26 protein-coding genes and 1 riboswitch are annotated in these 25,297 nt (G+C 67.3%); of the genes, 13 read left to right on the forward strand and 13 right to left on the reverse strand.

Annotation, left to right across the window (positions count from 1 at the left end; all coding sequences use genetic code 11):
• Positions 1-10: 10 nt before the first annotated feature.
• Positions 11-832: an oxidoreductase gene (locus tag MNQ99_RS01280; protein ID WP_241914141.1), complete on the forward strand. Its 822-nt coding sequence runs from the start codon at positions 11-13 to the stop codon at positions 830-832.
• Positions 833-947: 115 nt separating this feature from the next.
• On the opposite strand, the gene MNQ99_RS01285 is transcribed toward MNQ99_RS01280, so the two are convergent.
• The 7 genes from MNQ99_RS01285 to MNQ99_RS01315 all read right to left on the reverse strand — a co-directional run bounded on the left by MNQ99_RS01285 (position 948) and on the right by MNQ99_RS01315 (position 8,877).
• Positions 948-2,297 carry an NtaA/DmoA family FMN-dependent monooxygenase gene (locus tag MNQ99_RS01285; RefSeq protein WP_241914142.1) on the reverse strand — a complete coding sequence of 450 codons (1,350 nt, stop codon included), beginning with the start codon at positions 2,295-2,297 and terminating at the stop codon, positions 948-950.
• Positions 2,281-3,096, reverse strand: coding sequence for an energy-coupling factor transporter transmembrane component T family protein (locus MNQ99_RS01290; protein WP_241914143.1), 816 nt, complete (start codon positions 3,094-3,096; stop codon positions 2,281-2,283). The genes MNQ99_RS01285 and MNQ99_RS01290 overlap by 17 nt, the downstream gene beginning before the upstream one ends.
• The gene (locus MNQ99_RS01295) at positions 3,093-4,775 is read right to left on the reverse strand and encodes an ABC transporter ATP-binding protein (RefSeq protein ID WP_241914144.1); all 1,683 of its coding nucleotides are present in this window, start codon (positions 4,773-4,775) and stop codon (positions 3,093-3,095) included. Before MNQ99_RS01295 ends, MNQ99_RS01290 begins: the two co-directional genes overlap by 4 nt.
• A 28-nt stretch (positions 4,776-4,803) precedes the next feature.
• Positions 4,804-5,421 (reverse strand): ECF transporter S component, encoded by a 618-nt coding sequence (locus MNQ99_RS01300; RefSeq protein ID WP_241914145.1) that lies wholly within the window; start codon positions 5,419-5,421, stop codon positions 4,804-4,806.
• Positions 5,422-5,443: 22 nt separating this feature from the next.
• A complete protein-coding gene (locus tag MNQ99_RS01305; protein WP_241914146.1) occupies positions 5,444-6,115 on the reverse strand; it encodes a YkoF family thiamine/hydroxymethylpyrimidine-binding protein in 672 nt (223 codons plus the stop codon).
• Positions 6,116-6,145: 30 nt separating this feature from the next.
• Positions 6,146-6,255: riboswitch (TPP riboswitch) on the reverse strand.
• A 100-nt stretch (positions 6,256-6,355) separates the two neighbouring features.
• Complete coding sequence (locus MNQ99_RS01310; protein ID WP_241914147.1) at positions 6,356-7,867, reverse strand: acetyl-CoA hydrolase/transferase family protein; 1,512 nt, start codon at positions 7,865-7,867, stop codon at positions 6,356-6,358.
• 110 nt (positions 7,868-7,977) lie between these two features.
• A complete protein-coding gene (locus MNQ99_RS01315) occupies positions 7,978-8,877 on the reverse strand; it encodes a LysR family transcriptional regulator ArgP (protein ID WP_241914148.1) in 900 nt (299 codons plus the stop codon).
• 82 nt (positions 8,878-8,959) lie between these two features.
• Between MNQ99_RS01315 and MNQ99_RS01320 the strand changes: the two genes are divergently transcribed.
• Both MNQ99_RS01320 and MNQ99_RS01325 read left to right on the forward strand, forming a co-directional pair.
• Positions 8,960-9,568, forward strand: a complete 609-nt coding sequence (locus MNQ99_RS01320; RefSeq protein ID WP_241915226.1) for a LysE/ArgO family amino acid transporter — start codon at positions 8,960-8,962, stop codon at positions 9,566-9,568.
• A gap of 22 nt (positions 9,569-9,590) precedes the next feature.
• Positions 9,591-10,115: a metallophosphoesterase family protein gene (locus MNQ99_RS01325; protein ID WP_241914149.1), complete on the forward strand. Its 525-nt coding sequence runs from the start codon at positions 9,591-9,593 to the stop codon at positions 10,113-10,115.
• 10 nt (positions 10,116-10,125) lie between these two features.
• Here the strand turns inward: MNQ99_RS01325 and MNQ99_RS01330 are convergent, their stop codons facing one another.
• Positions 10,126-10,659, reverse strand: a complete 534-nt coding sequence (locus MNQ99_RS01330) for an OsmC family protein (protein WP_241914150.1) — start codon at positions 10,657-10,659, stop codon at positions 10,126-10,128.
• A 477-nt stretch (positions 10,660-11,136) separates the two neighbouring features.
• Between MNQ99_RS01330 and MNQ99_RS01335 the strand changes: the two genes are divergently transcribed.
• The 4 genes from MNQ99_RS01335 (at position 11,137) to MNQ99_RS01350 (ending at position 15,712) form a co-directional block, all read left to right on the forward strand.
• Positions 11,137-11,853 carry a transglycosylase family protein gene (locus tag MNQ99_RS01335; RefSeq protein WP_422387481.1) on the forward strand — a complete coding sequence of 239 codons (717 nt, stop codon included), beginning with the start codon at positions 11,137-11,139 and terminating at the stop codon, positions 11,851-11,853.
• Positions 11,854-11,979: 126 nt separating this feature from the next.
• Positions 11,980-13,671, forward strand: a complete 1,692-nt coding sequence (locus MNQ99_RS01340; protein ID WP_241914151.1) for a long-chain-fatty-acid--CoA ligase — start codon at positions 11,980-11,982, stop codon at positions 13,669-13,671.
• Positions 13,672-13,774: 103 nt separating this feature from the next.
• Positions 13,775-14,581 (forward strand): aquaporin Z, encoded by an 807-nt coding sequence (aqpZ, locus tag MNQ99_RS01345; RefSeq protein ID WP_422387482.1) that lies wholly within the window; start codon positions 13,775-13,777, stop codon positions 14,579-14,581.
• A gap of 150 nt (positions 14,582-14,731) precedes the next feature.
• The gene (locus MNQ99_RS01350) at positions 14,732-15,712 is read left to right on the forward strand and encodes an ABC transporter substrate-binding protein (RefSeq protein ID WP_127513924.1); all 981 of its coding nucleotides are present in this window, start codon (positions 14,732-14,734) and stop codon (positions 15,710-15,712) included.
• A 133-nt stretch (positions 15,713-15,845) separates the two neighbouring features.
• On the opposite strand, the gene MNQ99_RS01355 is transcribed toward MNQ99_RS01350, so the two are convergent.
• A complete protein-coding gene (locus tag MNQ99_RS01355; protein ID WP_241914152.1) occupies positions 15,846-16,430 on the reverse strand; it encodes an LOG family protein in 585 nt (194 codons plus the stop codon).
• A gap of 36 nt (positions 16,431-16,466) precedes the next feature.
• On the opposite strand from MNQ99_RS01355, the gene MNQ99_RS01360 reads away from it, so the two are divergent.
• Positions 16,467-17,006: a DinB family protein gene (locus MNQ99_RS01360; protein WP_241914153.1), complete on the forward strand. Its 540-nt coding sequence runs from the start codon at positions 16,467-16,469 to the stop codon at positions 17,004-17,006.
• Positions 17,007-17,051: 45 nt separating this feature from the next.
• On the opposite strand, the gene MNQ99_RS01365 is transcribed toward MNQ99_RS01360, so the two are convergent.
• The 3 genes from MNQ99_RS01365 to MNQ99_RS01375 form a co-directional block, all read right to left on the reverse strand.
• A complete protein-coding gene (locus MNQ99_RS01365; RefSeq protein ID WP_241914154.1) occupies positions 17,052-17,267 on the reverse strand; it encodes a hypothetical protein in 216 nt (71 codons plus the stop codon).
• A gap of 69 nt (positions 17,268-17,336) precedes the next feature.
• Positions 17,337-17,639, reverse strand: coding sequence for a MoaD/ThiS family protein (locus tag MNQ99_RS01370; RefSeq protein ID WP_241914155.1), 303 nt, complete (start codon positions 17,637-17,639; stop codon positions 17,337-17,339).
• A 15-nt stretch (positions 17,640-17,654) separates the two neighbouring features.
• Positions 17,655-18,752 (reverse strand): WD40/YVTN/BNR-like repeat-containing protein, encoded by a 1,098-nt coding sequence (locus MNQ99_RS01375; protein WP_241914156.1) that lies wholly within the window; start codon positions 18,750-18,752, stop codon positions 17,655-17,657.
• A gap of 95 nt (positions 18,753-18,847) precedes the next feature.
• Between MNQ99_RS01375 and MNQ99_RS01380 the strand changes: the two genes are divergently transcribed.
• A complete protein-coding gene (locus MNQ99_RS01380) occupies positions 18,848-20,125 on the forward strand; it encodes an MFS transporter (protein WP_241914157.1) in 1,278 nt (425 codons plus the stop codon).
• A gap of 159 nt (positions 20,126-20,284) precedes the next feature.
• Here the strand turns inward: MNQ99_RS01380 and MNQ99_RS01385 are convergent, their stop codons facing one another.
• Entirely contained in the window at positions 20,285-21,448 is a 1,164-nt protein-coding gene (locus tag MNQ99_RS01385; RefSeq protein WP_241914158.1) for a flavin reductase, read from the reverse strand.
• 191 nt (positions 21,449-21,639) lie between these two features.
• Between MNQ99_RS01385 and MNQ99_RS01390 the strand changes: the two genes are divergently transcribed.
• The 4 genes from MNQ99_RS01390 to MNQ99_RS01405 are packed head-to-tail and all read left to right on the forward strand — an operon-like array spanning position 21,640 to position 25,296.
• Complete coding sequence (locus MNQ99_RS01390; RefSeq protein ID WP_241914159.1) at positions 21,640-23,007, forward strand: acyclic terpene utilization AtuA family protein; 1,368 nt, start codon at positions 21,640-21,642, stop codon at positions 23,005-23,007.
• 2 nt (positions 23,008-23,009) lie between these two features.
• Complete coding sequence (locus MNQ99_RS01395) at positions 23,010-23,345, forward strand: DUF4387 domain-containing protein (RefSeq protein ID WP_241914160.1); 336 nt, start codon at positions 23,010-23,012, stop codon at positions 23,343-23,345.
• A 56-nt stretch (positions 23,346-23,401) separates the two neighbouring features.
• Entirely contained in the window at positions 23,402-24,409 is a 1,008-nt protein-coding gene (locus MNQ99_RS01400; protein ID WP_241914161.1) for an ABC transporter substrate-binding protein, read from the forward strand.
• Positions 24,410-24,447: 38 nt separating this feature from the next.
• Positions 24,448-25,296 carry an ABC transporter permease gene (locus tag MNQ99_RS01405; protein ID WP_241914162.1) on the forward strand — a complete coding sequence of 283 codons (849 nt, stop codon included), beginning with the start codon at positions 24,448-24,450 and terminating at the stop codon, positions 25,294-25,296.
• Position 25,297 lies beyond the last annotated feature (1 nt).

Consider the following 25,297-nt stretch of genomic DNA (forward strand, 5'->3'; position numbering starts at 1 on the left):
GGAGATGGCGATGGACAAAGTGGCACTGGTGACCGGGGCTTCCTCCGGAATCGGCGAACACACCTGCCGCGAACTGGTGAGCCGCGGTTTCACGGTCTACGCGGCAGCGCGCCGGCTGGAGCGGATGTGCCTACTGGAAGTGCACGGGGTCCGCGTGCTCGGCATGGACCTGACCGACGACGCGTCCATGGTCGACGGGGTGCAGCGGATCCTGTCTGAACAGGGCCGCCTGGACGTGCTGGTCAACAATGCGGGCTACGCGTCCTTCGGCTCCGTGGAGGACGTGCCGCTGGCTGATGCCCGGCAGCAGTTCGAGGTGAACCTGTTCGGGATGGGGCGGCTCATTCAATTGGTCGCCCCCGCCATGCGCGCGCAGGGCAGCGGCCGGATCATCAACGTGTCCTCGATCGGCGGCGTCTTCTACGAGCCGCTTGGCGGCTGGTATCACGCGGCCAAATTTGCGGTGGAAGGCTTGTCGGACTGTCTTCGAGTGGAGCTCAAGCCCTACGGCATTGACGTGGTGATCATCGAGCCCGGGCCCATTCTGACCGAGTGGAGCTCGATTGCGGTGAACAGCCTGCTGCAGAGCTCGGAGGGGACAGCGTACGAACGGCAGGCCGAGAGTGTCGCGCAGGCGATGTCAGGAGCTTATACGGAGCGGACGGGAACGCCGCCGGAGGTGGTGGGCCGGCGTATTGCCCGCGTCGCGGCCGCGCGCCGCATCCGCAGCCGGTACCCGGTGGGCCGGGGCGCGCGGACCATCATGAGCGCTCGCCGGCTGCTGCCGGACCGGGTCTTCGACGCCGTGCTGGCCCGGGTGTACCAGCGCTGAGCGGACCCCGGGACCGCGGGACATAAACGTTGGAAGTCCGGCACGTGCGCACAGGCCGGACCTCCGGGGACGCAGCGGGCGTTCGGTTACCGCTGCCCGGTTGGGGCTTGCTGCCTCAGAGGGAGGTGCCCAAGTGGTCGCGCAGGGTGCGCCCCGAATACGAGGACCGGAACCGGCCTCGTGCCTGCAGCTCAGGGACCACGCCGTTGACGAACTCTTCGAGCGAGGACGGGTAGAGCGCGGACATGATCACGAAACCGTCAGCCGCTTCCGAGTCGTAAAGTTCGCACAAGTAGTCGGCGATGTCCGCCGGATCGCCGACCGGCTGCGGGTGCAGTTGGTTCATGGCTTGGGCGTTGGCAAGGTCGCGGACGGTCATGGATTGGCGGTGGGCTGCGGCGAGCAGCATCTGTTCGAACCCCTCGCTGCCGGTGGCTCCGCGGTGGGCCAGCAGCAACTCCTCGGCGCTGCCGTCTGGGTTGAGGTCCTCCCGGGCCGCGTGCAGGAGCCGGCCCAACTTCGTCAGGACGCCTTCCCCATCGAGTGCCGCTTCCAGGCTTTGGACGGTGGCGAAGGCGGCGGCGCGGGTGGAACCGGTGATCGGCTGGACCGCCGGAAGCACGGCCAGCTGATCCGGATTCCGTCCGGCGGCCGCAGCGCGGTCCCGAAGTTCAGTCCGCACGGCCCGCATGGCGTCCGGTGTGTCGGCCACGGCGAACACGACCTCGGCCCAGCGGGCGGCGAACTCCATGCCGCGCGGCGAAGATCCGGCCTGCATGAGTACCGGCCGGCCCTGCGGACTGCGCGGCAGCGTGATCGGACCGCGGCTCAACGGCCGGCTCCTGCCGGAAAGGGGCCGTTCCGGTATCCGGTGCACCAGCTCAGGATCCGCGAACTGACGTCGCGGACCGTCCAGCGTCAAGGCCCCGGGCTGCCAGGATTCCAACAAGTCCACCACGGTCTGGACGACGTCGTCGGCCCGGTCATACCGCTCCGCCTTGGGCGGGATGGAGGTCAGGCCGAAGTTGGCGGCCTCGGCGTCGGTGGTGGAGGTGACGATGTTCCAGGCGACCCGGCCACCGGAGAGGTGATCCAGCGAGAGCAGCTTCCGGGCGATGCTGTAGGCAGGGGTGAAGGTGGTGGAGATGGTCGCGGCCAACCCCAGGTGCCGGGTGGCCCCGGCAACCAGCGACAGCGTAATCAAGGGGTCGAGATAGATGGCGCCTTTGCCGCCGGTGACCAGCGTGGTGGCGAAGTCGCCCGTGTTGTCCTCCGGGACGGCCAGCGCGTCGGGCAGGAACAGCATGTCGAAGCAGCCTCGTTCCAGCGTCCGGCCCAGATCGAGGTAAAACTCCGCGCTCAGCCAGTCCCGCCGGGAGAGCGGGTGCCGCCAATTCTCCGAATACTGGCTGGTGGGCGGGTTGACCATCGCCACCAGGTGCATGCCGTCAGCTGAAGAGCGCATCGTATCCTTCCAAAAACCCCAGGACGTGGCTGGCGTACACGATCCCGCCGAGCACGGCCAGGACGGCTGCCGCCATCAGCCAGTCGGTGCGGGTGAGGGGAATTTTCCGCCAGGTGGTCCGGGGGGTCAGCCCGAGGCCACGGGATTCCAGCGACTGGGCCATCCGTTCGCCTTTGCGCACGGAGACCACCAGCAGGGCAAAGGCCGCACGGCCGTAGGCGGCCAGGCCGCTGGGCAGCGAACCGTCCGGGCGGAGCTGCGCCCGGACGGCGTGGGCCTGACGGATGGTCTGCCACTCCCGGGGCATCTCCTGCAGCATGCGGTAGCCGGCCAGCACGGCATAGGTGATCCGGGAACCGAGCCTGGCATGTTGATGCAGGCTTCCCATCAGTGCCACGCCGTCGGTGGAAGCGATGAAGCCGATGGCGAGAATGCCGATCACCAGGGTCCGCAGGGCCAAGGAACCGCCGACCGACAGTCCTTCGGCGGTGATCCGCAGGGGGCCGGCATCCCACAGGATGTGACCCGGGCGGCTGAGCGCGTTGACCATCAAGATGCCCAGACCGAAGGCGAGGAAGGGGACGTGACCCAGCGCCAGCGTTCGGAGGGGCAGCCGGGTGGAAGCAACGACGGCGGCCAGGGCCACGACGTAGAGCACGGCCGGGGTGACCGGATCAAAAATGAAGACCATCGCCAGCGACACGACAAACAACAGCGCGAGCTTGACCGTGGGATTGCGCCGGGCGAGGACACTGCCGGAGGCGAAGGACGCCGGTGATGCGGCAGATATGGCGGTCATGCGCGGCTCCCGGCCAGATGCTGCACGGAAGACCCACCGGAAACTGCCGCATCCAGCCGGTCGAGAACGCGGCGGATTTCGCGGTCCGAATCGAACTCTGCGAGCAGCCAGTCGAGCAGCGGCGGCAGCCTGAGGCCGGCTCGCGCCAGGATTTCCGGGTCGCGCAGGAGGTCGAAGACGGGGCCGTCGGCAATCACGGTGCGCTCGGCGATGACGACGGCGCGGTCGGCCAGCGCGGCAACGGTGCGCAGGTCGTGGCTGGAGAAGAGAATGGCGCTGCCGCCGGCCGCCGCCTGCTTGAACGCGCTGGCGGTGGCAATCGTGTCCCGCCGGTCCAGGCCGAACGTCGGCTCGTCCGCCAGTAAGGACGGCCGTTCGTGGGCCAGCATGGCAGCGACGCTCAGGCGGCGCTTTTCGCCGCCGGACAGTCGGAAGGGGCTCTGGTCGGCCAGATGCGTGAGCCGGTGCTGTTCCAACAGGTGGTTGAAGAAGTCGTTCCGAGCATCGGGCAACCCGTGCCGGACTTCCTCCGCCACGGTGTGCGCCACGAACTGGTGTTCGGGGTTCTGGAACACCATGCCGGGGCGGGCGCCCAGCACCGTTCCTTCGGCGGGCGGGAGGAGCCCTGCGAGGGTGAGCAGCAACGACGTTTTGCCCGTTCCGTTGGCTCCCAGCAGGGCCGTGATCTCGCCGCGCCTGAGCTCCACGTTCACGTTTCTGAGGATGGCCGGTTCCACCCGGTCCGCGCGACGGGACCGGCGCTTCTTCCGTCCGGCGCCGCGTGAGACGGAGACATTCTCCGCGGCGAGGACCGTGTCGCCGGCACCGGGCGCGTCTGGAGCGCCGCCGTCGTCGTCGGGTAGCGCCAGAGCGCGGAGGGCAGAGCAGACGTCGGGCGAATCCAGGCCACCGGGCTGCCCGGTGACTGCCAGCAGTTCCGTTTCCAGCGGCAACCAGCATCCGCGGGCATTGAGCCGGCCGGCGCTGCCGGCCAGCACAGCCGCAGTGGCGCCATCGGCCAGGACCTGCCCTGCGTCGCCGAGCACGAGGGCCCGGCCCGGCAGCCCGGCAATTCCCGCCCGGCCGGCGTAGTCGTCGAGCCGGTGTTCGACCAGCACCACAGCCGGACCGTAGGCGGCTGCGGCCGCGTCAATAGCCTGACGCACGGCGGTGAGGCCGGCCGGATCGAGCATGGAGGTCGGCTCATCGAGCAGCAGGAGGGCCGGTTCGGCGATCAGGCTGGCGGCGAGTGCCACACGCTGGCCCTCGCCGCCGGAAAGCTTGTCCGTCTGGCGCTGCCGCAGACCGGCCGCACCGACCAACGACAGCGCGTGGTCGATGCGGGCCGATATGCGCTCCGGCGGCACGGCGCGGTTCTCCAACGGGAGGGCCAGTTCCTGTTCAACGTCCGGCAGGCAGACCCCGGAGGAGGGATCCTGGGCGAGGACCCCGACATGGCGCGAGAGCTCGACGACGGACGCGTCCGTCGTCGCCGTCCCCTTCACCGACACGCTGCCGGTCAGCGTGGACAACACCGTGTGCGGCACCACGCCCGTGATCGCCTGCAACAGCGTGGATTTTCCGGACCCCGAAGCCCCGAGCACGATCAGGTGCTCGCCGGGTTCCAGCCGCAGCGTGACGCCGCGCAGCACGGCGGCATCACGCCGGGGAAACTCCACAGCTACATCGTGGAGCGCCAGTGCAGGCTCAGCGGGCATTGGCCTTGCCCAACCGGGCGCGCCCGATCGCGAAGTTGTCCACTACGCCGGTCTTCGCCAGGGCGTCGACGATGGCCTTCGCCAGCAACCCGCCCAGCACCACGCCGGAAATCAGGTGGATGACCAGACGGGTGAAAAACAGGTCCTGGCCATACCAGCCGGACCGGAAGGCCGAATAGAAGAAGACCAGACCGGCGCCGAGCAGGCCGGACAGGGCGTAGGTGAGCCAGCTGTAGGAACGGTAGCGGGTGGCCGCAAACGGGATCTCACTGCCGATGCCTTGGATTGCGGCCGCGATGAAGAGCAGCGGGCCCACCGCCGAGCCCAGGAACACGACCTCGATCACCGAGGCCAGGACCTCCGCGATCACGCCGGCAAAGGGACGCTGGACGATGGCAATGGCGATCGGCGCGACCAGCAGCCAGCTACCGGCCAGAAAGTGCTGCGAAAGGTCTCCGGCGGGCCCCATGAGGAGCGAGAGGGCAGTCCAGGCCTGGACGAAGACCCAGTAGAGGAAACCGAAGACGACGCCGAGGACGACCAGCAGGACCAGGTCCTTCAGGCTCCAGGCAGTCCGTGTGCGGGCGGGACCAGATGATGTTGACATGGGGGTTCCTTCCGGGCCAGCGTCAGGACGCACTGGGGCTGTTGATGGACAGGGTGGCGTGCGTGACAACGTGCTGGACGGACCGCCCAATCAGGATCCAGCCAGCGGCGATGGTCTGCAGGACCTGGGCGACGTCTCCGTCCAGCCGGGTGACGTAGTGGTCTTCGGTGACGGTCACGCCGGTGGACTTGGCGTAGTCGATGGCGGCGTAGATGTCGCGCATGTGGTCCGCTGCGGCAGTGCCGGATCCGCCGTCGGCGAGCGGGTAGATCGCCCAGTCTGCCGCTGTCTTGATTCCGGTCGGTTCCAGTTGCGGGATTTCCGAATACAGCGCCGCGCCGCCCTCGGGTATGTCGCAGCTGACGCCGCCCGGGCAGCCGTGGGATAGGTGGACCGCGGCCGCTACGTGCGCTCCGCTGCGTCCGGCCCCGGCAATCACCTGGCTCAGATAGCGCAAGACGTCCTGTTCGGCGCCCGAGACGTAGGTGCTGACTTTCCCCGTCTGCACCTCGAGCCCGGTGGCGTCGGCGCTTCGCAGCGCCCCCAGGATGACGTCGACGTAGTCATCGGCCATGACCGCCAGGGTCAGTCGGGCCCCCACGCCGAATTCACGCGGCGTGGCCGTGAAGGATGTCCCGGCGTCGCCGGTGGAGGGATGGTTCGCTGCCGCGACGGCAGCGTCAGGTGTTCGCATGTTCGCGCCCTTCTGTTGAGTGAACAGGGCACGGGTGTGAGGGTTGCTCCCTGCGCTGGCATGATCCAGATCAGGTTCAACGGTCGAAACTTGAGAAGTTTCCTCTCAGCCCGGCTCACCGGACTCCCGTGTACAAGCCAGCAGCCTACCGGCAGGCCCGCCGGGTGGCGAAAGCGCGCGAGTACGACGACGTCATACTTCCGGCCGGACCTGCTGGACCGCGCGGCGGGCGGCCGGAACCTAGGGGCGCATGCTGCCGGTCTCCACGAAGCGCTGGTGCCAGGACAGCGCCTCGCCCAGCAGGTGCGGGGTGTGCTTGCCGAAGCTGTCCCGGCAGGCCCGGTCGAAATAGTCCTGCAGCATTGGCCGGTAGTCCGGATGCGCGCAGGTGTCGATGATCTTGCGGGCGCGCTGCTTCGGGGCCAGGCCGCGCAGGTCGGCCAGGCCGTGTTCGGTCACCACAATCATGGTGTCGTGCTCGGTGTGGTCCACATGGCTGGCCATCGGCACAATGCTGGAGATCTTCCCGGCCTTGGCCGTGCTCGGCGACATGAACACGGACAGGTAGCCGTTCCGGGCGAAGTCGCCGGAGCCGCCGATGCCGTTCATCACCTTGGTGCCGGCGATGTGGGTGGAGTTGACGTTGCCGTAGATGTCCGCCTCGATCATGCCGTTCAGCGCAATGCAGCCCAGCCGGCGGATCAGCTCCGGGTGGTTGGAGATCTCCTGGGTGCGCAGGATGATGCGCTCGCGGTAGTAGTCGACGTTGGCGTTGAACTCCTCGACCCCGGCCTGGCTCAGCGAGAAGGATGTGGCCGACGCCATCCGCAGCACGCCGTCCTTGATCAGCTTCAGCATGCCGTCCTGGATGACCTCGGTGTAGGCGGTCAGGCCGCGGTAGCCACCGGCGGCCAGGCCTTCCAGCACCGCATTGGGGATATTGCCGACGCCGGACTGCAGCGGCAGGAGCTTATCCGTCAGGCGGCCGCGCTGGACCTCCTGGTCCAGGAAGTCCAGCAGGTGGCCGGCAATTTGCTGCGAGGTCTCGTCCGGCGGATTGAACGGGGAGTTGCGGTCGGGGGCGTCCGTGTGCACGATGGCCACGATCTTGTCCGGGTCCACCTGCAGATACGGTTCGCCGATCCGGTCGTCCGGGTGCAGCAGCTGGATCGGTTTCCGGTTCGGCGGCAGCGCGGTGCCGTAGTAAACGTCGTGCATGCCCTCCAGCTCGGCCGGCTGCGCGCTGTTGACCTCCACAATGACCTTGTCGGCTTGTTCCAGCCAGGTCTTGTTGTTGCCGACCGAGGACGACGGAATCAGCCGGCCGTCTTCGAGGATGCCGACCACTTCGACGACGGCGAGATCCACGTCGCCGAAGAACCCGTACCAGGTGTGCTGGGCGACGTGGCTGAGGTGGATGTCGATGTAGTCCAGTTCGCCGGCATTGATCCGCTCGCGCAACGCTGGGTCGGATTGGTAGGGCAGGCGCAACTCCATGCCGTCGACCTTGGCCAGCGCGCCGTCCAGCTCGGGGGCGGTTGATGCGCCGGTCAGGACGCGGATCTTGAACTGCTCGCCCGCGGCATGGGCGGATTCCATCCTCGCGGCCAGCGCCTGCGGCACGGCCTTCGGGTAACCGGCCCCGGTGAAGCCGCTCATGGCCACCGTCATGCCGGGTTTGATCAGTTCGGCCGCCTGCTCGGCGGACATTACGCGCTCGAGCATGCGGGCATTGCGAATGCGGTCTTGCATCATGCCCCTTCGTCAGGATCTTCCCCTCCACCTTAGGCGCCGGTCACAGAGGTCAGGGCCTCGGTGACGGGCCGAAGCGCCGCACGGAGCCGGTCCTGCGCCCGGCGGTGCTATGGCTGGCGCAGTTGTTCCTCCGCGGTCTGCCGCACGCAGGCGGAGAGTTCATCGAGGATCGGCGAGCTGATTTTCCAGCGCTGCCAGTACAACGGCACGTCCACCGGCAGGTCCGGGGCCAGCTGCCGCAGCGTGCCGCGGCGGAGGTCCGCCAGGCACTGTTGTTCCGGCAGCAGGGCCCAGCCGATGCCCAGCCGGACGGCGGCCGCAAACTCTCCGGAAGCCGGCATGTAGTGGCGGGGCGCGGCCAAGTCCTCGCCGGTCAGCGTCCGGTAGAAACGCTCCTGCAGGTCGTCCTTGCGGTCGAAGTCCAGCACCGGCGCCGCGCCCAGCCACGCCAGGTCGTCATCCGGTGTCCCGCTGGGCCGCCAATGGTCCAGGTAGTCACTGCTGGCCACCGCCCGGTAGCGGAGCGAGCCGAGGGCTTCCACCGAGCAGCCCTGGACCGGTTCCGGCGTGGCGGTCACCGCCGCGGTCACGCGTCCCGACCGCAGCAACGAGGTCGAATGCTGCTCGTCTTCACGGTGCACCTCAAAAAACACGCTCCGGTCGCGCGGCATCCGGGCCAGCGCGCCCAGAAACCACGTGGCGAGCGAATCCGCATTGACCACCAGCGGCAGGGCCAGCCCGGTCACGCTGCCGCCGAGTTCGCGCTGCGCATCGGCCTGCAGGACCCGCACCTGCCGTGCCAGCCGCAGGACCACGTCGCCGGCAGCGGTCGGCTGTACCGGGGTGGTGCGCTGCAGCAGAACCTGGCCGGCCGTTTGCTCCATCGCCTTGATTCGCTGCGAGACGGCGGAGGGAGTCACATGCAGGGCGCGGGAGGCGGCATCGAAGCTGCCTTCTTGAACGACGACGGCGAAGGTCGCCAGATGCTCGAATTGGAACGGCTGCATAAGCTCATCTTACGGATCCTAAATTTCTTTAGCTGTACTGGTGTCAGCCGTTCGGATAGCGTCGTCTGCTGTGACTACCGCTATGGCCCCCACCGTCTTGCTGGGACTGGGTACCGGACTGGCCCTCATCATCGCGATCGGGGCCCAGAACGCCTTCGTGCTGCGCCAAGGGATCCGGGGCGAGCACATCGGCGTCGTCGTCCTGATCTGCGCCGTCTCCGATGCGGTGCTGATCGCCGCCGGGATTGCCGGAATCGGTGCGGTGATCGAGGCGGCGCCGGCAGTGGTGGACGTGATTCGGCTGGGCGGGGCCGCCTTCCTGCTGGCGTACGCCGTCTTCGCCGCCAAACGGGCCATCAAGCCAGGCGCGCTCACCGCGGCGGAGAATCAGCGCGGCGGTTCACTGGCCTCCGTGGCCGCCACGGCCTTTGCGCTGACCTGGCTGAACCCTCATGTGTATTTGGACACGGTCCTGCTGCTCGGTTCCATCGCCAACACCCAGGGCCCGGATCTGCGCTGGTACTTCGGCGCCGGCGCGGTGCTGGGCAGCATTGCCTGGTTCGGTGCGCTCGGATTCGGAGCCCGGCTGCTGCGCCCCATTTTCGCCCGGCCCGGGTCCTGGCGGATCCTTGACGGGCTGATCGCGGTGGTGATGCTGGCGCTGGGGCTGCGGATGGCCTTCGGCTTCTGAGCGGGTATGCAAGGATGCCGGTATGGTCAGCAAGCTCCTGTTCCTGGCGGACACGCACCTGCCGAAGCGTGCGCGGCGGCTCCCGGAGCAGGTCTGGGATGCGGTGGCCGCGGCCGACGTGGTGTTCCACGCCGGCGATTGGGTCACCGCGGAACTGCTGGACGAGCTGGAGCAGCGCAGCCGACGGCTGATCGGCGTGTACGGCAACAACGACGGCGACGACCTGCGCTCGCGCCTGCCGGAAATCGCCGCCGCAACAGTCGAGGGCGTTCGCTTCGCCATGATCCACGAGACCGGAGCGGCTAAGGGCCGGGAAGAGCGGTGTGAGGCGCGCTTTCCCAATGTGGATGTGCTGGTGTTCGGGCACAGCCACATCCCGTGGGACACCACCTCGCCCGGCGGCCTGCGGCTGCTCAATCCGGGCTCGCCGACCGACCGCCGCCGGCAACCGGTTTGTACCTATATGACGGCGACGGCCGACGGCGGAAGGCTCGTTGACGTGAAGCTGGTGCCGGTGGACAAGGCTGCCGGCCGCACGGACGGATAGGCCGTGTGCACTACGGGAGGTGCGGCGCTCCGCCGTCGTTGTCTTGTTGGACCCGGTGCACGGACAGCGCTGGAGGGACGGCCAGCGTTTGGTAGACCACGCAGTAGCGCTCGGTCAGCCGGAGCAGGGTCTCCAGATCCGCGTCGTCGGCGTCGCTGACCAGCTCGAACCGGACTCGGATGCGTTGGAAGCCGACCGGACTGTCCTTGTCCACCGCCAACGTTCCGCGGAAGTCCAAGTCGCCCTCGGCATGGACGCGGCCGGCCACCTCCAGTCCCAGTGAGGCCGCGACGGCCTGCAAGGTCACTCCGGCGCAGGCCGCCAGTGCCTGCAAGAGCATGTCCCCGGAGCAGACCAGGCTGCCGTCGCCACCGGTGGCAGGGTGCAGTCCGGCCGCCACCAAGGCACGGCCTGTGGCAACGGAACAGCTGGTTCCTTCACCGAGTTCGCCCTCGGCGTAAAGCGTGATCATCGCGGCGTCGGGCTGGTGCCGGTACTTGGCCTTCAGTGGAGCCTGAACGGCCCGCAGATTCTGCGTAGTCACGAAACCATCATGCTCCCGTCGGCCGCCGGTGTATATGCGCGCCGCCGGCCGTCAAAACCGCATGGAGACGCGCGATTTTGCCTCTGCGCCTCCTCGTCTCAGCGCGCAGTAGCCGCAGACCCGGCAGCGCGGATGAGGAGAGGGTGCCGGGCCAAACTAGTTGCCGTACGCGCAACGAAGCGCACATAGCCCTGATCCCCTCCAGCCGGCTGAACGACACGCCTTGAACAGGTCTCGATTTTGCAACGTTGATTACTTTCCGGTAGCGTCCTCGGAGTGCGCAGGTCAGATGACCACGCCAGGGGGTGCCGGAACGTACGGCGCGATCCACCCAAAGAAAATATGCCCGGACGCTGCCCACGCCTTTCGCCGTCAGAATGGCAGACGTCCACATGACCTCGATCTTTACGAGTGGCTGACGGCGGCGCAGGGATGTCCGGGGACGGACTGAGCGCAAGGCGGCCTCAGCGGAGCATTGTGAACTTACAGAAAAACAAGAACTTCAGTCGTGCCCTGCGTGGCAGCCTGGCCGCCTTGGCCCTGACCGGTGCCAGCGTGGCCATGGTCGGACCGGCGGCAAATGCCGCCGATGGCGCCACCTGGGACGCTCTGGCCGAGTGCGAGTCGGGCGGCAGCTGGAGCACCAGCACCGGCAACGGCTTCTCGGGTGGCCTGCAGTTCACCCCGAGCACCTGGGCTGCCCACGGCGGCACCGGCTCGGCAGAGAATGCCAGCCGCGCGGAGCAAATCGCGGTGGCGGAGAAGGTCCTGGACAACCAGGGCTGGGGTGCATGGCCGGCTTGCTCGTCCAAGCTGGGACTGTCCGGTGGCGGCGGAGGATCGCAGGTGAGCAGCCAGTCTGCCGAGATCCAGCAGGCCCCGGTCCAGCAGGCTCCCGTCGCCGAGGCGCCGGTTCAGCAGCAGGCGCCGGTCGAGCAGGCCCCCGTCCAGCAGGCACCGGTCCAGCAGGCGCCGGTCCAGCAGGCTCCGGCCCCCGCGGCCGCACCCGCCGTCGAGGCTCCGGCCGTGAGCGGCGAAACCTACGCCGTCCAGTCCGGTGACACCTTGGCCACCATTGCAGAGTCAATGGGACTCCAGGGCGGCTGGGAAGATCTGTTTGCGGCCAACACGGACACCGTGTCGGATCCGAACCTGATCTTCGTGGACCAGGTTCTGCAGGTTCCCGCGCAATAATTAGCACGCTAATAAGCAGGCCGTGAAGCGCCCCGTTCTCCACCTGGAGGGCGGGGCGTTTCCGTCTGGCAACGCGGCCGGGAGCCATAGACTGGCAGCAAACCGAGTGAGAGGACCGGCCGCTGTATGCCCACCATTGAGAACCGTCCCTGGCTGCAGAACTACCAATCCGGGGTGCCCGCCGAGATTGAGATTCCCACCGAGTCCCTCTCGCACATGCTGGACGACTCGGTCCGCAGGTTTGGGAAGCGGGCGGCCTTGGACTTCTTCGGGGCGTCCACCAGCTACCAGGAGTTGGGCCGCCAGATTGACCGGGCAGCCGAAGGCCTGCGCCGGCTGGGTGTGGGCCCGGGCAGCCGTGTGGCGCTGATCCTGCCCAACTGCCCGCAACATGTGGTGGCCTTCTACGCGGTGCTGCGGCTGGGCGCCGTCGTCGTCGAACACAATCCGCTGTACACCGAGCGCGAGCTCCGGCACCAGTTCGAGGACCATGGCGCCACGGTCGCCGTCGTCTGGAACAACGTGGTGGCCAAGGTCCAGGCGTTTCCCTTCGACCTTGCCGTCAAGACGATCGTGTCGGTGGACCTGACCCGCGCCATGCCGCGGGCCAAGCGGCTGGCCCTCAGGCTGCCCGTCCCCGCCGCCAGGAAATCCCGCAAGGCTTTGACCGCTCCGGTGAAGAACACCATTTCCTGGGAGAAGCTGCTGAAGTCCAAGCCGCTGAAGCAGGGCTTTCCCCGCCCCGAGGTCACCGATCTGGCGGCCATCCAGTACACCTCCGGCACCACCGGACACCCCAAGGGTGCGATGCTGACCCACCGGAACCTGCGGGCAAACGCCGAACAGGGGCGCGCGTGGATGCACGGTGTGGCCGAGGGCAAGGAGGTCATGTACGCCGTGCTGCCGATGTTCCACGCCTTCGGCATGACCCTGTATCTGACCTTCGGCGTACTCACCGGCTCGCGGGTTGTTCTCTTCCCCAAGTTCGACGTGGATCTGGTGCTCTCCGCAGCCAAGAAGATCCCGCCCACCATCTACTGCGCGGTGCCGCCCATTTATGAGCGGACCGCGAACGAGGCCCGGAAGCGCGGGGTGTCCCTGAGCTCGGTGCGGTTCGCCATCTCCGGGGCCATGAACCTGCCGCAGGCCACCGTGGACCTGTGGGAGGACACCGCCGGAGGCCTGCTGGTGGAGGGCTACGGGATGACCGAGACGTCCCCGGTGGCGATGGGCAATCCGTTCGCGTCCACCCGCAGGAACGGGACCATCGGCGTTCCCTTCCCCAGCACCGAGATGCGGGTGGTGGACCCAGACAATCCATCCCGCGACGTCGAGCCCGGACAACCCGGCGAACTGCTGATCCGCGGGCCGCAGGTGTTCCAGGGCTATTGGGGCAAACCGGAGGAAACCGCCGCCGTGCTGCTCGACGGCGGATGGGTGCGCACCGGCGACATCGTCACCGTGGACGAGCAGCACAACGCGCGGATTGTGGACCGGGTGAAGGAACTGATCATCACCGGCGGCTTCAACGTCTCGCCGTCGGAAGTCGAGGATGCGCTGCGGTCCCATCCGGACGTGGTGGACGCGGCAGTGGTGGGCATACCCCGGGCCGAGGGCGGCGAAGAGGTGACGGCCGCCGTCGTGCTTCGCGAAGAGGGCGACTTCACGCTGCGCGAGCAGGAGATGCGGGACTATTGCCGCGGCCGGCTGGCGGCGTACAAGGTTCCGCGGCGGATTATTGCCGTGCAGGAACTGCCCAAGTCCATGCTCGGCAAGGTGCTGCGCAAGCAGGTCAAGGAGCAGCTCGCCGCCAGGTAATTGCCCCGTATTTCGGCGGCGGCCGAAGCCGTCAGGGCTGGGCGGAGCGCGCCGACAGGAGTACGTTAAGGGCAACAAGCGTCCACTGGTGGGAGGCGTGGCCATGTCGGCACAGAAGAGGGGGCGCCAGGAGGCTGTCCCGGGAGCCCCCGGCGAGGCAGTTGCACCATCGATGATCGCGCGGTTGCTCGCCGAGTTCCTGGGCACGTTCATACTGGTCTTTGGCGGTGTGGGCACAGCCATCTTTGCAGCCAGCTTCCCCGGCGCGGACGCGGGCAACCCGCTGGGCGTGGGCTTCCTGGGCGTGGCGCTGGCCTTCGGACTGACCGTGCTGGTCGGAATCTACGCCTTTGGCCACATCTCCGGCGGGCATTTCAACCCGGCGGTGACCGTGGGGCTGGCATGCGGCGGCCGGTTCCGCTGGAAAGACTCGGTGGGCTACATCGTCGCGCAGCTCGTCGGCGGCATTGTCGGTTCCAGCCTGGTGTTCGCCATCGCGGCCGGCGGCCCGGATGGCTTCCTCGCTGCTGCGCAGGAATCGGGCTTCGCCTCCAACGGCTATGGCGACCTCTCGCCCGGCGGGTTCTCGCTGCTGTCGGCACTGCTAATCGAGATCATCCTGACCGCCGTCTTCGTGTTGGTCATCATGGGGGTGACCGAAAGCCGCGGCGCCAAGGCATTCGCGGGCCTGGCCATCGGCCTCACGCTGACGCTCATCCACCTGATCAGCATCCCGGTCACGAATACGTCGGTGAACCCGGCCCGTTCGATTGCCGCCGCCCTGTACGGCGGTGCCGACTATTTGGCCCAACTCTGGCTGTTCATTCTGGCACCGCTTATCGGGGCGCTGATCGGCGGCATGGTGTATCGGTTGGCACTGGAGTCTCGGGGCCGACAGGCCGTCCGCTGACCAAAGTGGGTGACGCGTCACATTTCGGCGCCGCGGCAGGGATGGCCTGTGAGCCGTGACATAGTTGTGCCGGTGGTTACGCGCTAAACCGCGCTTCCGTTGGGGGAGACCGCGGGCTGCCACCTAGTTTTTCGATTTTTAGGAAGTGACATGAAGCGAACATTCCTGACCCTGCTGGCCGGTGTCTCGGCTTTGGGTCTGGCGGCCTGCGGCTCCGGCTCACCCAGCGGCGGCGAGGCCGGCGGCAACGAACCCGCAGCCTCGGGCGGACTCACCCCAGTTACCGTCGGTGTGATCCCGATCGTTGACACCGCGCCGCTCTGGCTCGGCGATTCGAAGGGCTTCTTCGAAGAAGAGGGCCTGGATCTGGACATCCAGAACGTCGCCGGTGGCGCTGCCGCCATCCCGGCCGTGGTCAGCGGTGGCTTCGACTTCGCCTTCGGCAACCTGGTGTCGGTCATGGTCGCCAATGACAAGGGCCTGGACATCAAGCTGGTGGCCAACGGCAACTCCACCTCGGGCGATACCTCGCACGACTTCGGCGGCGTGGTGGTCAAGGGGGATTCGGACATCAAGTCGCCCAAGGACTTGGCCGGCAAGACCGTCTCCGTCAACACCCTGTCCAACATCGGCGACACCACCATCCGCAGCGTGATCGAAGCCGACGGCGGCGACCCGGACAGCGTGAAGTTCGTGGAGGTGGGCTTCCCGGACGCGCCGGCAGCGCTGGCCAACGGCCAGGTTGACGCGGCCTGGATCCTGGATCCGTTCCTGTCCCAGTCCGTGGATGACGGCGGCCGCGTGGTCTCCTACAACTTCGCCGACTTCGACAAGAAGCTGGACATCTCCGGCTACTTCGCCACCGGCGACACCGTGGCCAACGATCCGGAACTGGTCAAGAAGTTCCAGGCCGCGATGAACCGCTCCCTGGAATACGCCCAGGAGAACCCGGACGAGGTCCGCGACATCGTGGGCACCTACACCAAGATCGACGAAGCCGCCCGCGCGGAGATGGCCCTGCCGGCCTTCCGCAAGGACTTCAACATGGAGGCGGCGCAGAAGCTCGCCGACGCCGCCCTGAAGTACGGCACGCTGACGAAGCCGGCGGAGCTGGACAAGTTCTTCCCGTAAGCACCACGTCTTAAACCAGTACGACGGCGGGGTCCCCTTTCCGTTCGATGCGCCGGACAGCGTCTCTCCCGCAGGGGAGGGGCGCTGTTTGCGTTCTGCCGGCCGCAGGGCTGAGCGGTTCAGGGCTGAGCGGTCAGATCCGGCTGCGCTCGCCGGGGTCCTGCCACTTGCGGGCCGGAGGGGTCCAGCCGTCGATGGAGTCCAGCAGCTCGGCGGCGGAGCCGGCCACAATGACGGCATCGCGGTAGGCCTGCTTCAGGAAACCTGCGCTGACCAGGGAGTCGATCGCCGCCAGCAGCGGGTCCCAGAAGCCGTTGATGTTCAGAAAGGCCACCGGCTTCTCGTGGATGCCCAGCTGCAGCCAGGTCCAGGCCTCGAAAATCTCCTCGAGCGTGCCCACCCCGCCCGGGAGTGCAACGAAGCCATCGGCCAGGTCGGCCATCATCTGCTTGCGTTCATGCATGGAATCCACCACGTGCAGGGTGCTCAGGCCGGTGTGCCCCACCTCCGTCCGGTCCAGCGACGAGGGAATCACGCCCAGAACCTCTCCGCCGGCAGCCACGGCGCTGTCCGCGACGGTGCCCATCAGGCCCACCTGTCCGCCGCCGTAAACAATGCCGATGCCGCGGGCCGCCAGCTCGGCGGCAAAGGACGCCGCCTCCCGCGCGTAAAGGGCGTCTGTTCCGCTGGCTGAACCGGTGAAAACTGCAAGTCGCATGCTGCAATTATCCCAGTGCCGCTAGACTCTCGGGTCATGACCGCAGTGGATGGACAAGACCGCCCGGAACCGCCCGAAGCGGCCAACGAGCTGGACACGCTGCTGGGATTCCTGGAGTTCCAGCGGGCCACCCTGGAGTGGAAATGCGCGGATCTGGGCGCGGACGGACTCGCTGCCAAACTGCCGCCGTCCCGCATGACCCTGGGCGGCATGCTCAAGCATTTGGCGTTCGTGGAGGACTACTGGCTATCCCGCCGGCTGCACGGACAGGAGCCGCAGCCGCCGTGGGACGGCGTGGACTGGAAAGCGGAGCCCGACTGGGACTGGGAATCGGCTGCAGCCGATACTCTCGAACGGCTCCGTGAGCTGTGGGCCTCCAGCGTGGCGCGCTCCCGCGTCCTGACCGCGGAAGCAGTCGCAGCCGGCGGGCTGGATCTCATGGCCGGCAGGCCGGGCCGGGATGGCAGCGTTCCGAACCTGCGCTGGATCCTGGTCCACCTGATCGAGGAGTACTCCCGGCACAACGGGCACGCCGACCTGCTGCGCGAGGCAGTGGACGGACTGGTCGGGGAGTAGCCGCGGACACCGGCGGACGTTCAAGGCAGCCGGCCTAGGCAGGAGTTATTCTGGCTCTTCGCGAGGGTACTCTTCGTCCTCGTCCTCGCTGATCGCCTCCAACTGCTCCTGCATGTCTGCCTCGTTCGCTTCCCAGCCGACCGGCGGCAGCGTCGAAGCCGGTTGCTCCGAGGCATCCTCATCTACCGGGCGGTCCTGCCATGCGCGGTCGGCCTCGTCCGCTTCCGGGACTTCTGCATCGTGGTTGCCGGTGCTGGTCATTGCGGCCCTCCTGGTATCTGCTGCGGTTGAATGTGGCGGATGCGGTGCATCCGTCGGTGGTGCGCCGGCCTAGCCTCCGGCGACCGACTGGATGATGAGCAGTTCCTGCCCCGGGGCAACCAGCGTGGCGGGCCCCTGCAGCGTGCGGATGTCTTCGCCGTCCAGATAGAGGTTGACGTAGCGGCGGATGGCCCCGGTTTCATTGCGCACGCGCCGGTTGAACACCGGGAAGTCGGCGGCCAGGTCGTCCAGAATCTCCGCGACGGACCGCGGGCCGGACGCGGGCACGCTGAGCTCCCGCCGCTCGCCGGTTACCTTGGCCAGCAGGCTGGGCACGACGACGGTGACCGTCTTCTCTGCTACCCCCACCATGGCGAGTCCCTCCTCTTACAGACTGGCGGCCCGGACGCAGAGGACGTCCGGCAGGCCCGAGGCAACTTCAACGAAGACTTCGCCTTCGTCTGCGCTGGCGTACACCGAACCGCCGCGCGTGCCGAAGTAGAATCCGGCCGGATCGCCGGTGTCTACGGCAGCCGCATCGCGGAGCACCACGTTGTAGTCGAGGTCGGGCAGGCCGGTGCCGAACCGCGCCCAGGTGGCACCGCCGTCGTCGGTCCGATGCACCGCAAGGTGCCCGTCCGGCGGGATCCGTTCGCCGTCGGCCTTGATCGGGACCACCCACGCGGTCCGCGACTTCCGCGGATGCGTGAGCATGACGAAGCCGAAGTCGCTGGGCAGGCCGTCGGCAATGGATTGCCAGTTGTCGCCGGAATCGTCGGACCGGTAGACGCCGTGGTGGTTCTGCGCGAAGAGCGTGGACGGTTCCACCGCGTCCCGCGCGATCTTGTGGACGCACTGGCCCACCTCGGGATTCGGATCGGGCATGAAGTAGGCGCTGATGCCGTGGTTGCGGGCCTGCCAGCTCTCGCCGCCGTCGGTGCTGCGGTAGACCCCGCCGGTGCTCATGGCAACATGCACGGTGTCCGGATCATCCGGGCTCGGCAGGATCGAATGAGCGGCCGCCCCGCCGTAGCCGGCGCCCCACTGGTCCTTGTCCGGGTGGTCCCAGAGGGCGCGGTTGAGTTCAAAGTGTTCCCCGCCGTCGGTGGACTTCCAGACCGAAATCGGTTCGCAGCCCGCCCAGACCACGCCCGGACGGTCCGCCGCGTCCGGCTGGATTTGCCAGACCCGCTCCAGCGCGGCACCGTCGCCGTCGTTAAAGCGGATGGCGCCGTTCTCCGGCTCGGTCCAGGATTCGCCCAAATCATCCGAGTGGAAGACTGTCGGTCCCCAGTGCTCGGAGCGCGCCCCCACCAGCAGCCGGGTGGACCCGTTGCGTTGGTCGATCCCGATGCTGGGGATCTCGTTCATCAAAAAGTGCGGGCCGGACAGGGACCAGTTGGTCCGGTCCTGGCTGGTGGCCAGCCACAGCCCCTTCTTCGTCCCGATCGCCAGGACGGTTTCCCCAGTAGCCATGCCACCCATTCGACCACTGCGGTCCGGCGGGCGCAACGGTTTTGCGATGAAAGGCTTCGGACGGGGCAGAATGGGGAAGCCGACGCCACGCCAGGAAAGAGGACATGAGCACGCAGCCGCCAAGCCAGCCGGGGTCCCGCCTGTGGCTCTGGGTCCTGATGGCGGCCGCCGTGTTGACCCAGACGTCGCTGAACTTGGCGCGGCCGGTGGTGTCCTACAAGCTGCTGGCTCTGGGCGGCGACGCGGCGGTGATCGGTGTGGTGACCGCGGTCTATGCGGTGCTGCCGGTGGTGGCCGCGTTGTGGCTGGGGCGGGTGAGCGACCGGATTGCCTCGCTCAAGGGCATGGTGGCGCTCGGCGCGGTGATGCTGGCCGTGGCCGCCGTGGGGCTGGCGCTGGCGCAGGACTTCCTGCTGATCGGCATCTCCATGGCCCTGCTCGGCATGGGGCATTTGGTCTTCACCATCGCCGGCCAGTCCGCGATTGGGCGCTACGCCCCGCTGAACCAGATGGACAGCGGCTTCGGCTGGTTCACCGCGGCCTTTTCGCTGGGCCAGCTGCTCGGCCCGCTGCTGGCCGGAGTGCTGCTGGGCACCGGGACGGAAGGCGTGGGCCCCGATTGGCTGGGCGCCATCAACCTGGCCCTGCTGCTGGCCGCCGGTATTGCCCTGGCCGGTGCGCCGGTGATGCTGATCGGCGCGCACCCGGGGGCGGCCAGGCGGCGGTTCCGCCGCAAGAACGACGACGGTGCGGGCGCCGCTGCCGTCCGGCCGCCGATGGTGAAGGAGCCGGTGCTGCAGATCCTGCGGCGGCCCGGGGTGGCGTGGAACATGCTGGCCTCGCTGGCGCTGCTGTCCGTGATCGACATTCTGGTGGCATTCCTGCCGCTGGTCGGCGAGGAACTGGGGGTGGCGCCCTTCTGGGTGGGCGTGCTGCTGGCCGTCCGCGCCTGCGCGTCGATCATCTCGAGGATTCTGCTGCCCTGGCTGGTGCACCGCTGGAGCCGGATCCAGCTGCTGGTGGCCAGCCTGCTGGGATCCGGTGCCGCGATCGCGGTGACGCCGTTTGTGCTGGAACCCTTCTGGTTGGCGGCCGTGGCGTTGTTCGTGGGTGGTTTCCTGCTGGGCCTGGGCCAGCCGCTGACCATGACGCTGATCAGCCACGCGGTCCGGCCGGAATCCCGCGGTGCCGCGCTGGCCCTGAGGCTGCTGGGCAACCGGGTGGGGCAGGTGGTGCTGCCGCTCGCCTCCGGCCTGGTCGCCGCACCGCTGGGACCGGGCGGCGCCATCTGGTTCTCCTGCGCTGTGCTGGGCGCGGCGGCCGCGGCCCGGCTGACGGTGCGGAGCGAACCTGGCAACGGTGGTCGACCAAGCGAGCGCTAGCCCCCGGTGGTCGACCAAGCGAGCGCCAGCGAGCGCGTGGAGACCCGTCACCCGGAATCGCACGCGGCTTCGACACCTCGTTCGTTCCTCACTCGGCGAGGCGCCGCTTAGCGATTCCGGCCGCCGGGCCGAAGCCGCCGCCGTACTCCCGCTCCGACTCTAGATGCTCCCCCCGCGGGTGGAGATTACCTCGTGGACGATGTCGGCGACCCGCTGGGAATGCTGCAGGACGGCGGCTCGGGCCGTGGCGGTGTCGCGGGCGGCGAGGGCATCAGTCAAGACCGCGAAAGCGGAGACGTCCAGGAACTGCGACCATTGACGCTCATCCAGGGCGTGATGCCAAATCTCCGTGGTTGCCATCTCCTCATAGGCAGCCAGCAGTGGCTTGGAGTTGGAGAGCCCGAGCAGCAGGCGGTGGAAAGCCTTCACGGTCTCCAGCTGGGCCTCCAGCGTGGTCGAACCACTGTCGTGGAGGGCCGCGATCTGACGTCCGGCGTCTGCCAGGCGGGCCAGATGGTCGTTGTTGGCGCCCTGCAGGGACGTGTCGATGACACCGACTTCGATGGCGGCTTGAGCGGCGAAGAAGCCGGCAGCGAGATCTGCGTTGATCGGTGAGACCGTGGCCGCTCCGGCCGATGTTAGCTCGACGAGCTTTTGGGCCCCCAAGCGGACGAGGGCCTTGTTGATGTTGCCGGGGCGAAAGCCCAGGGCGATCGCCAATTCCTGCGGGTCGAGCCTTTCGTTGACCGGGGTGCGGCGGCTGAGCACCCAGTGCCGGAGCGCGGCGTAGGCCTTGTCGTCGTCGTCCTCATCGAAGCGGCCGAATATGCCGCGGTAGTAGGTCAGGGGCTCGCCGGGGGCCGAGTGCGCCTCGGCGACTTCGGCCAGGAAGACGGTGTGAGTACCGCCGGTGGCCGTTTCAACGGTTCGGCAGGCGATGGTCGCCAGGGAGCCGTCGATCAGCGGGGCGCCGTTGCCGGCGGGTGACCAGTCGACGCCGTCGAACTTGTCCGGACCTTTGCGCGCGAACTGCAGGGCGGTGCTCGTCTGGTCGCGGGCCATGATGTTGACGCCGAAGACTCCGGCCGCCTGCATGGCGTCGTGGGTGGCGCTGCTGCGGTTCAGGCAGACCAGCATCATTGGCGGATCCATCGACAGCGAGGCGACGGCGGATGCGGTGGTGCCGACTGGGCGGTCGCCGTCGAGCGTGGTGATTACGGTGACGCCGGTGGTGAACTGGCCCGCGACCTGACGGAAGGTTTCCTGATCCACGAGGGCACCGGAGGTGGTGCGGTCTGGCGTTTGGGTCGTTGGCAGGTCCATTTTCGCTCCAGAGTCGAGTGACCAGGTTCGTGGCGGAGATCGGAACATCCACCTGCGAGCCATGGTCTCAGAAACATTTGTTATTGAAAAGTGTTGTATGGATCACATTCGGTAAGTAATGTAACACCTGTTAGTGAGACTTTGGGGTGTCCGCAGGGATGCCATCCGATCGACACAAGGTGGTTGCGCAGATGACGGTCAGTTATCTTTCGCCAGTTGGCATGCTGGGCGGCGGATTCACGCCCGAATACTTCGAGAAGGCCATGGCCGAGAGGGATCTGGACTTCGTCGCCGTGGACTCGGGATCGACCGACGGCGGCGCCAACAATCTGGGCGAGGACCGGTTCTTCTTCTCCCGCGGAGCGGTGAAGCGGGACATGACGCTGCTGATCCGGGAAACCCGCAAGAGGGACATCCCGCTGCTGGTCGGCTCCTGCGGCGGCAGCGGCGGCAATTGGAACCTGAACTGGATGTGGGAGATCGTCCAAGAGATTGCCGGCGAGGAGCAGTTGAGCTTTAAGGTGGCGCTGATTCCGGCCGAACCGGACCGCGACCTGCTGGTCCGCAAGTACCGTGAGGGCAAGATCATCCCGCTGGACCCGGCCCCGGAGATCGACGAGGACACCCTCCGGCAGACCCACCGGATTGTGGCGATGATGGGGCCGGAACCGATTCAGCGCGCCGTGAGCGAGGGGGCCGACGTCGTCCTCGCCGGCCGGGCCAGCGACGCAGGCCTGATGGCCGCCATCCCGTTGATGAAGGGAGTCGCCCCCGGGCTGGCATGGCACGCAGCGAAAATCATGGAATGCGGCGGTGCCGCGGTCACCCAGATGGTCAAGCCCGAAGGCATGCTTTGCCGGTTCGACGAGGACTCGTTCGTGCTGGAACCGGTCAGCCCCGAACAGACCTGCACCCCGCTGAGCATCGCCTCGCACGCACTCTACGAGACCTCCAATCCGATCGAGATGCTCGAGCCCGGGGGCACCATGCTGCTGAACGATGTCAGCTACGAAGCCGCGAGCCACCGATCCGTGCGGGTTTCAGGCAGCCGATTCGAGCCCGCGCCCTACACCGTCAAACTGGAGGGCGCGGCGCTGCAGGGCTACCGTTCGGCGGTGCTCGGCGGGATCACCGACCCGATGATTCTGCGCGACTTCGACAACTGGTTCGAGCAAGCCAAGAAGGGCGCCGACTACACCGTCCGCCGGGCGCTGGGTGACGAACTGGTGGACCAGTGCACGGTCAGCTACCGCGTCTATGGCCAGAACGCCGTCCTGGGCGAGCGCGAGTCGCGGGAATTCACCAACGACCACGAGATCGGCATCTTCATGGATGCGGTGGCTCCCAACCAGGAGCTGGCCGCCAGCGTCATTGCGACCATCAGCCACACCATCCTGCACTTCGCGGTGCCGGCGTGGCAGGGACTCGTCTCCAACCTGGCCTTCCCGATCGCCCCGCACGAAATTGACCTCGGCCCGGCTTACTCCTTTGTGCTGAACCACGCGATGGAGCTCGACCACCCGCACGAGGCCTACACGGTCGAATACAAGGAGCTATAGCAATGCCAACACTCGGATCCATGGCGCAGCTGATCCGCAGCAAAAACGCCGGCCCGTGGAAACTGACCATCGACGTCATGTTTCCCGACAACGATGCCTACCGCCACGTGGTGGACAGCGACGTCATGAACGCGGCCACGATGGGCAAACTTTTCGGCATCGCCAAGGACAAGGTGGAAATCTTCCACTACGACCCGGCCAACGCCATCAAGATCAGTTTCCCGCGGCCCTACCCGAACGGGCATCCGCAGGACCGCGACATTTTCGGCGGCCAGCAGTTCGCCCCATTGGTGGACTTGGAGGTCCCCGACCGCCCGGCTCCGTCCGTCACCCACTAGCACCACTCGACCCATCCCAACGCAAGACTGTGTTCTACCTGAAAGGAACAGCAGAGATGCTCAAAACCATTGGCCGCGGGGTAGTAGCCGCGGCGGCCGTCAGCGTAGTTTTCCTCACCGCTGGATGTGGCGGTGCTGGCGAGCCAGCGGCCGACGCTGAAGTCGGGGCCCCCGCAGACGGCGAACTCACCGCAGTCACGGTCAGCATTCCGCCCTCGTCCTTCGCCGCCCCGATGTACCTGGGTGTATCCGAGGGGATTTTCGAAGACGCCGGCTTTGAGGTCACACTCAAGCCGGGCACGTCGATGGCCGAGATGATGCCGCTGCTGATGAACGGCCAGGCCCAATACATCTTCGCCGACCTGCACAACACGATCCTGGCGCAGACCGAGGGCATGCCCATCGCCGTCGGGGCGCCGATAGCAGTCAACGCGCAGGATGAACCGAAACAGGGCTTTGCGAACCTGATGGTGGCCGAGGACTCCGGGATCAAGGAGCTCAAGGACCTCGAGGGAAAGAAGATCGGGACCAACTCGATCGACGGCCAAGCCCAGTTGGATAACACCACCTACCTGGAATCCAAGGGCGTGGACACCTCCAACATCGAGTGGATTGCAGTGCCGACGCAGCAGGCGGTGGCTGGCCTGAAGCAGGGCCAGTACGACGCGATCACGATCGCGGAGCCAGGCGGCACGCTCGCGATGGCCGAAGGCGGCGTGCGGATGATCGGATCCGCCGATGCCGCCATGCCGAGTGCACCGATGTTCGTGCTCGCCGCGCAGACGTCCTACATTGAAGGCGACAAGGAGGCGGCCAAGCGATTCCAGGAAGCCGTTACCGAGGCGAACAAACTGGCCAACACCGACCGTGAAAAAGTCAACGCATCGCTGGCCACGTTCATGAAGATCCCGCCGGAGCTCCTGGCGAAGACCGTGCTCCCTACGTTCGCGGAAGCACCGTTCCGGCCCGCTGACTCCGAACAGGTCGTCGACCGGCTCAAGGACCACGGGATTCTTGCCGACGACGTCACACCGGACCTCGCCGCACTGTACCCGCTCCAATAGATCCACGTTCACGTAGGTCCAAGAAGGAGAGATTGCACGTGACACAACTCAGCCGCACCGCCGCCGTCCGTCGCCCAGGTGCGCCGACCACCGGCGTCGTGCCCGGACGGCGCATGGGGGAGAGGGCACGCGGGCGAGTTTCCCAAATTCTGGTGGTCATGGCCGCGGTTCTGCTGTGGCATGTCTTCTCCCTGAGCGATATGGCGGGCAAGGCCAACATGCCGGCCCCGCTGGAGACCGCCGGAAGGTTCCTGGAACTGCTGCCCACCGCGGAGTTCTGGACCACCATCGGCTCGACCATGCTCAGCTGGTGCACGGCGCTGTTGCTGAGCCTGGTCATCGGCATCCCGGTGGGGATGGGCTTGGGCCGGCACCGCGTTGCCGGGCAGAGCTCCAGGTTCGTGGTCGACTTCCTGCGGACAATCCCGTCCCTGGCGATCATCCCGCTGGCGCTGCTGTTGCTGGGACCGAACTACGCCATGGTGGTCATGGTGGCGGCCTTCACCGCCGTATGGCCGGTACTCATTCAGTCCATGTATGCGGCGGAGAACGCGGATCCGTCGCTGGGACTCGTGGGTCGGTCCTACCGGCTTACCCGCCAGGACCGGATCCGGTACATTCTGGCGCCGCAGTTCTTGGCCTTCTTCTGGCCGGGGCTGCGGATGGCGGTTACCGCGTCGTTGCTGGTGGCGGTCGGCGCCGAGCTGATCGGCGGGGCACCGGGCATTGGCTCGGCGATTCAGAACTCGCTGCTGTTCAACGAACAGGTGACCATGTTCGCCTACGTGCTGGCCGCGGCCGGTATCGGCCTGGGGATCAACTCGGTCCTGATGCTGCTGCAGCGCAAGCTGCTGTGGTGGCATGCTTCGATGAGGAAGGCGGGGTAGC

This window comes from Arthrobacter sulfonylureivorans, assembly GCF_022637435.1.
Taxonomy (GTDB): domain Bacteria; phylum Actinomycetota; class Actinomycetes; order Actinomycetales; family Micrococcaceae; genus Crystallibacter; species Crystallibacter sulfonylureivorans.

What these genes read in the sequence shown, in the direction of transcription:
- MNQ99_RS01360 (WP_241914153.1), top strand. Translation starts at nt 16,467, where the DNA reads ATGACCGCAGTGGATGGACAAGACCGCCCGGAACCGCCCGAAGCGGCC.
- MNQ99_RS01390 (WP_241914159.1), top strand. Translation starts at nt 21,640, where the DNA reads ATGACGGTCAGTTATCTTTCGCCAGTTGGCATGCTGGGCGGCGGATTC.
- MNQ99_RS01315 (WP_241914148.1), bottom strand. Translation starts at nt 8,877, where the DNA reads ATGCAGCCGTTCCAATTCGAGCATCTGGCGACCTTCGCCGTCGTCGTT.
- MNQ99_RS01310 (WP_241914147.1), bottom strand. Translation starts at nt 7,867, where the DNA reads ATGCAAGACCGCATTCGCAATGCCCGCATGCTCGAGCGCGTAATGTCC.
- MNQ99_RS01385 (WP_241914158.1), bottom strand. Translation starts at nt 21,448, where the DNA reads ATGGACCTGCCAACGACCCAAACGCCAGACCGCACCACCTCCGGTGCC.
- MNQ99_RS01400 (WP_241914161.1), top strand. Translation starts at nt 23,402, where the DNA reads ATGCTCAAAACCATTGGCCGCGGGGTAGTAGCCGCGGCGGCCGTCAGC.
- MNQ99_RS01285 (WP_241914142.1), bottom strand. Translation starts at nt 2,297, where the DNA reads ATGCGCTCTTCAGCTGACGGCATGCACCTGGTGGCGATGGTCAACCCG.
- MNQ99_RS01300 (WP_241914145.1), bottom strand. Translation starts at nt 5,421, where the DNA reads ATGTCAACATCATCTGGTCCCGCCCGCACACGGACTGCCTGGAGCCTG.
- MNQ99_RS01380 (WP_241914157.1), top strand. Translation starts at nt 18,848, where the DNA reads ATGAGCACGCAGCCGCCAAGCCAGCCGGGGTCCCGCCTGTGGCTCTGG.
- MNQ99_RS01290 (WP_241914143.1), bottom strand. Translation starts at nt 3,096, where the DNA reads ATGACCGCCATATCTGCCGCATCACCGGCGTCCTTCGCCTCCGGCAGT.
- MNQ99_RS01340 (WP_241914151.1), top strand. Translation starts at nt 11,980, where the DNA reads ATGCCCACCATTGAGAACCGTCCCTGGCTGCAGAACTACCAATCCGGG.
- MNQ99_RS01280 (WP_241914141.1), top strand. Translation starts at nt 11, where the DNA reads ATGGACAAAGTGGCACTGGTGACCGGGGCTTCCTCCGGAATCGGCGAA.
- aqpZ (WP_422387482.1), top strand. Translation starts at nt 13,775, where the DNA reads ATGTCGGCACAGAAGAGGGGGCGCCAGGAGGCTGTCCCGGGAGCCCCC.
- MNQ99_RS01375 (WP_241914156.1), bottom strand. Translation starts at nt 18,752, where the DNA reads ATGGGTGGCATGGCTACTGGGGAAACCGTCCTGGCGATCGGGACGAAG.
- MNQ99_RS01325 (WP_241914149.1), top strand. Translation starts at nt 9,591, where the DNA reads ATGGTCAGCAAGCTCCTGTTCCTGGCGGACACGCACCTGCCGAAGCGT.
- MNQ99_RS01395 (WP_241914160.1), top strand. Translation starts at nt 23,010, where the DNA reads ATGCCAACACTCGGATCCATGGCGCAGCTGATCCGCAGCAAAAACGCC.
- MNQ99_RS01355 (WP_241914152.1), bottom strand. Translation starts at nt 16,430, where the DNA reads ATGCGACTTGCAGTTTTCACCGGTTCAGCCAGCGGAACAGACGCCCTT.
- MNQ99_RS01320 (WP_241915226.1), top strand. Translation starts at nt 8,960, where the DNA reads ATGGCCCCCACCGTCTTGCTGGGACTGGGTACCGGACTGGCCCTCATC.
- MNQ99_RS01370 (WP_241914155.1), bottom strand. Translation starts at nt 17,639, where the DNA reads ATGGTGGGGGTAGCAGAGAAGACGGTCACCGTCGTCGTGCCCAGCCTG.
- MNQ99_RS01365 (WP_241914154.1), bottom strand. Translation starts at nt 17,267, where the DNA reads ATGACCAGCACCGGCAACCACGATGCAGAAGTCCCGGAAGCGGACGAG.
- MNQ99_RS01350 (WP_127513924.1), top strand. Translation starts at nt 14,732, where the DNA reads ATGAAGCGAACATTCCTGACCCTGCTGGCCGGTGTCTCGGCTTTGGGT.
- MNQ99_RS01305 (WP_241914146.1), bottom strand. Translation starts at nt 6,115, where the DNA reads ATGCGAACACCTGACGCTGCCGTCGCGGCAGCGAACCATCCCTCCACC.